6 protein-coding genes are annotated in these 5,186 nt (G+C 47.1%); all 6 read right to left on the minus strand.

The window, feature by feature from the left end:
* Window positions 1–645: 645 nt before the first annotated feature.
* The 6 genes from HQ50_RS04965 to HQ50_RS04990 all read right to left on the minus strand — a co-directional run bounded on the left by HQ50_RS04965 (window position 646) and on the right by HQ50_RS04990 (window position 4,882).
* Window positions 646–1,371 (minus strand): SDR family oxidoreductase, encoded by a 726-nt coding sequence (locus tag HQ50_RS04965; RefSeq protein WP_039428794.1) that lies wholly within the window; start codon window positions 1,369–1,371, stop codon window positions 646–648.
* A 9-nt stretch (window positions 1,372–1,380) separates the two neighbouring features.
* The gene (gene pdxB, locus HQ50_RS04970) at window positions 1,381–2,517 is read right to left on the minus strand and encodes a 4-phosphoerythronate dehydrogenase PdxB (RefSeq protein WP_039428796.1); all 1,137 of its coding nucleotides are present in this window, start codon (window positions 2,515–2,517) and stop codon (window positions 1,381–1,383) included.
* Between the two features lie 3 nt (window positions 2,518–2,520).
* Complete coding sequence (locus tag HQ50_RS04975; RefSeq protein WP_039428799.1) at window positions 2,521–2,832, minus strand: DUF3467 domain-containing protein; 312 nt, start codon at window positions 2,830–2,832, stop codon at window positions 2,521–2,523.
* Window positions 2,833–3,104: 272 nt separating this feature from the next.
* Window positions 3,105–3,563, minus strand: coding sequence for a DUF4293 domain-containing protein (locus HQ50_RS04980; protein ID WP_039426404.1), 459 nt, complete (start codon window positions 3,561–3,563; stop codon window positions 3,105–3,107).
* A gap of 31 nt (window positions 3,564–3,594) precedes the next feature.
* Window positions 3,595–3,927 (minus strand): DNA-directed RNA polymerase subunit omega, encoded by a 333-nt coding sequence (locus HQ50_RS04985; RefSeq protein WP_004584487.1) that lies wholly within the window; start codon window positions 3,925–3,927, stop codon window positions 3,595–3,597.
* Between the two features lie 142 nt (window positions 3,928–4,069).
* A complete protein-coding gene (locus HQ50_RS04990) occupies window positions 4,070–4,882 on the minus strand; it encodes an outer membrane protein assembly factor BamD (RefSeq protein ID WP_039428802.1) in 813 nt (270 codons plus the stop codon).
* Between the last annotated feature and the right edge of the window lie 304 nt (window positions 4,883–5,186).

Genomic DNA, 5,186 nt, shown 5'->3' on the forward strand with positions numbered 1-5,186 from the left:
CTATGAAGATAAGAAAACTTGCAGATTTAGCAAAGATATTCGCAAACTAATTTGCTGAATATCAGAGATTAAAAAGAATTTTAAGGGACGACTATATATAAATTAAAATCGTTTTGTATATAAATCGAAAACGATCTGTATATAGATCGTAAATGATTTGTATATAGATCGTTATCATGTATTGCAATATTCGTATCCTGATCTGAAAAAGTTCGTTTTATCATCTCTTTGACGGCAAAAAGCACTTGCGTTTGGATGCTTATTTAGAATGGTTCTAAACTCATCTTCGTTGTTGAAAACTTTTTTGGCACATGTTTTTATACCGATGGATGGTGTAAACAGGGATGATTCGGCATTCGTGGCAGTGAAATTGCAGATCTTTTCCATATGATTTTTCATGCTTATTCGTATTCTGATCGGATACAAAGAAGATGAAAGAGGGACTTAGAGGATGGAACGGGGGGATTTGTCAGAGGGCGGACTTCAAAAAAATAAGGGCTATCTCCCGACAGCCCTTACTTCCTTATTAACCTTAAAATCTAATACCATGAAAAACACAGTACAAAAATAAGGCGATGTATTTCCCGTGCAACTACAATAGGCCCAAAAGGCGTATAACAGCTCACTTAATACCAGTTTTCGGCCTTATACTCTTGTTTTCTCCCATATTCGAACGGGGATCATACGCCAGAAAGCAACCAGCAAACGATACCGCCAGTTGAAAGTCAGCAGTCTTTTTCGACGGATGACAGTCTTTACTATTGCTTGGGCAACTGTCTTGGACTCCATCAGCATCGGATACTTCCCGTCTCGCAACAGGGGGGTATCGACAAATCCGGGACGAATCTCCGTGATGGTCAGGTGCAGGCTATCTGCCGTGGCCAACTGGCGTATGGATTGGAGATAGTGCATTTGGAAGCGTTTCGTGGCGGAGTAGGCAGGAGCGGATCCCATTCCTCTTGTTGCTGCTACCGAACTGATGGCTACTATTTGGCCCTCTTTCCGAAGGCGAAAATAGCGGTAGGCGGCACCGACCATTCGGGTAAATCCCTCTCCGTTGGTGCGGAGGGTATCCAGTTCTTTCGTTTCGTCCAGTTGCGGATTGTTATAACCGATACCGGACGAGTGGAAGTATATATCCATACCGCCCATTTCTTCGATGAGGCGAGACAGCCGTTCAGGAGCATCGGAATGCGTGATGTCTATTACCGCTGTATAAACCTGTGAGGGATTCTCCTGCTTCAATGCATCGAGCATTTGGGTATTGCGACCGGCAACACCCACGAGCCAACCACGAGAGATAAACAGGCGGGCTACATCAAGCCCGATGCCTGAGGTGGCTCCTACGACAACGATTCGTTTGGTTTCCATGATTTTCTGTTATGAAATGAAGTCCATCCCACGAAGAATTTCCGCTTCTTCCGTAGTGGCTCCTATGACCGTGAAAGCTTTCATCTCACGAGGGTGTAGGTAGGCTTTGCGTTGTTCTTCGAATGTCTTCGGCGATGCTCTTAGCGACCGATCCGGTACGAGCGGATCGAAGGTATGCAGCAAAGCCCTTTCGATACGATGGTCGGGGAAGAGCGTCAGGTCTATGATGGGATGAGTCGGTGGGGGAGGGGCTAAAGTATGCAGCAGGGGAAATTCCAGTCCGAATACTTCTGTAATGGCTTCAAGGCACATTCTGGCTCCATTGGCTTTCCCATCTGCAGAGAATCCTGCAATGTGAGGAGTCGCGATGTCTGCCAAATCCAACAGGCTGAGGTCTATATTGGGTTCTCCTTCCCAGCAATCTATTACGAGGGCTTGGAGCCATCCGCCTCTGACAGCCCGAATAAGAGCTTGGGTATCCGCTACGGCTCCTCGGCAAGCATTGATCAGGATGGGCTTTTTGTCTGCGCAGCTTCGTAACAAAGCTTCATCGATGAGGTGGTAGGTGGCATGAGGACCTTCATGGGTGAGGGGAACGTGGAATGAAATAATGTCGCACTGCTCCGCCAGTCGGCTTAGGGGAAGAAAGTTACTGTCCCGCTCTGCCTCCGACCGAGGAGGATCGCAGAGCAGGAGCTTCATGCCATAGGCGGAGGCCAAACGTTTCAGCTCACCGCCTACATGGCCTACACCCACTATACCCATTAGCTTCTCTCTCAGGGAAAATCCCTCGTGCAAAGCCAGACGGCACAAGCAGCACATTACATACTGCGCTACGGCCGTAGCATTACAGCCGGGAGAATTGCGCCAGAGGATACCATGGCTTTCGCAGTATTCGCGGTCGATATGGTCGAATCCGGCCGTGGCAGTCGTTATCAGCCGTACATCAGTACCTTGCAGAAGAGCCGGTGTGCACTTGGTGATGCTGCGGACGATCAGTGCCCGGGCATGACGTATCGTATCGGGAGAGAAGTGGCCCGAGTGCAGGTAAGTAATGTCAGCAACGGGATCGACAATGCCTCTCAAATAGGGTACGGATGCTTCCGCCACTATTTTGAGAGGATTGGACGGAGGAGAGGAAAGCATTTCTTAGGCTTCGCCTTTTATTTTGGTCGGGAATGTAAATGTGGCATCCGATATACGTTGCTCGGTACGGATCTCGCCGTGTTCCGCTTCGTAGCGACGGATGTTGTCCGAGAGAGTGGTCAAAAGCCTTTTGGCATTGTCCGGAGTCAGGATGATGCGATTCTGAACTCGTGCATTGTCCCGATTCGGAACCATACGGATGAAGTCCATGATAAATTCGCTCGGAGAGTGCATCACGATACAGAGATTGCAGTAGTTGCCCTGAGCTATTTCTTCGGGCAGTTCGATGTTGATGGTTTTGCTTTCGTTTTCCATTTTTCTTGAATGTTTTTAAGAGGTATGAGGGGAAGTGCCAAGCCGAATAACGTACAGCGGCGTTACCCTCTTTCAAACAAAGTTACTCCTTTCGTCCAAATGTGAATAAGGGTTCACGTGCCATAAGTGGAATTATTGTGGCTCGAATTGCGGATAATGCCCTTCTCCCATCCGACAAAAACATACCCTGTACGAAGTACGCTCTTTTAGCAGAGGCATACTTTGTACAGGGTAAGTGAGCACGTCCTGATTCGGGGCGGGATAAGGCGAGCTTATCGCAGGCGTTCGGCTGCTCGTATCATAGCTTCATCAGCCCCTATACCGCGAATGGCCAGATAGTGCAGGATGATGGAGACTATCGGCATGCAGAGCCAAAAACGGAATCCGAATTCCAAGTTCTCAGCCGAACATATCTGCCAAATCTGAATCCCCAGATAGATAAGAAAACCTATCGTCACGAGGATATTGAAGATACATAGTCTGATCTGCAAGATTCGCTTTTTGTAGAGGAAGATGGTAGCAAACGAGATCAGTACGATGATGGCATCAAGTGCGAAAAGACCCCAAGTGGACTTGACCAGCGCATTGGTAGCCGGTGCATATAGTCCTAATACGTTCATCACGTATCCTTGTCCTTCCGGCCCTATCAAAAGCCCTATCGGTTTGAATAGAAGTACCGTCATGGCTATACCTGCAAGCAGGAGCCACAGTGTCTGAATTCTCTGCCACATAAGTCGAAAAAGTTGGCGTTGTCAATAGAGATCAGTCGTTCGTGGATGTTGCTCCGGGCATACGGTAGTAGAGCTTGTCCTGCTCATATTCTGCCGTAGCTATCAGACCGGGTTTGGGCAGATGCTCATAGTAGCGCGAGATCTCGATCTGCTCACGATTTTCGAAGACTTCCTCCAGATTGTCATTTGAAGAAGAAAAGTCCTGAAGCTTCTTTTCCAGATCCTGTTTCATTTGCTGCCCGATTTGATTGGCACGCTTGGCTATGATCATCACTGTCTCGTACACGTTCTCCGTGTCTTCGCTCAGACGTACCATGTCGCGCGTAATGGTGTCCATGGGGACATTCATTTTCTTAAGCTCCATATATTTTTATGATTGTTTTTGTTTTTAGTCGTACTTGTGCCAGAGCCTTTCCCTTCCGATCGGCTCCCTTGTCGATCCACCCTCTGCCGCCTCCTTCATGTCGCTGCGATGGGAGAGACTCCCCGGTGTATATGAGCATTCGTCAAGCGTCTTGTGAGATATGCTTGCTGACGTTGTCATAGATCTTTTTGGCTTGCTTGAGGTATTTCCCGTTAGGAAATTCATTGATGTAGGCAAAGTACTGGTCTGCCACATCACGGTAGCGCGTTTGCAACTTTTCGCTGACGCTGAAAGAAGCCTCTTCGTACATAGCCTGAAGCATCAGGAAGACCAGCTCTTCGCGATGCTTGGTGTATGGATAAGTCTTCAATGCAGCCTCTGCTGTGACAATGCAAGAGCGGTAGTTATTGCCCAAATACAAACCGAGATTGTAGTAGAGCTTGGCCGTCCTGTACTCCTTATAAGCAAGTTTGTCCTGCAGGTCGAACAGCATCTTCTCAACCTCTTTGGTGTATTTGCCATTGGGATAAAAATCGAGATATGACTGTAGCTCCTGAATAGCCGAATAAGTGTCCAATTGGTCTAATCGCGAGTCTGGTGATGCTTGGTAGAAACAATATCCTGCTTTGTAGCGGGCCTCATCGGCGCGTGCTCCCTTGGGATATTTATTGTAGTACTCCTGATAGCAGAGACCGGCATCGGCGTCGCGCTTCATCTCGAAATAGCATTCTGCCAGCAGATACATCAGCTGCTCGCCTTCGCTCGTGCCGTCGTATATGCCTCGCACATCTTCCAGCAAAGAGGCTGCCTTGCTGTACTTCCGTTCGTTGTAGAACTTCTTGGCATACGAATACTTGAGGGTTGCATCGGGACTCTGTTGTATCCTTATGAACTCTCCGCAGGATGCAAAAAGGAATGTCAGTGCAGCGAAAAAAATGAGCTTTCTGATTGTCATCTGTTTTTGTCTTATGATGGACTTAACCTCGCAAAGATAGCCGTTTTCCATATATATGAGACCTTTGCACGGCAATTGGCCTACATTTTATTTATTAATTCATTGTGTAATAGGAAGTTTTTTGTGTATTTGAGCAATGTTGTCCTAAATAAATTATGAGTTAGGCGTAACCCGTTGAGTTATACAGCCCAACGAAAAAATAAGAATGAAGTGATTTAAACTAATTGATCCAATGAGAAACAGCGTACTAATAGCTAAAATTGTTATATTATGGGTGACCAAACTCATTCATAACAACATCCCT

It is taken from the genome of Porphyromonas sp. COT-052 OH4946, from assembly GCF_000765965.1.
Lineage (GTDB): Bacteria > Bacteroidota > Bacteroidia > Bacteroidales > Porphyromonadaceae > Porphyromonas > Porphyromonas gulae.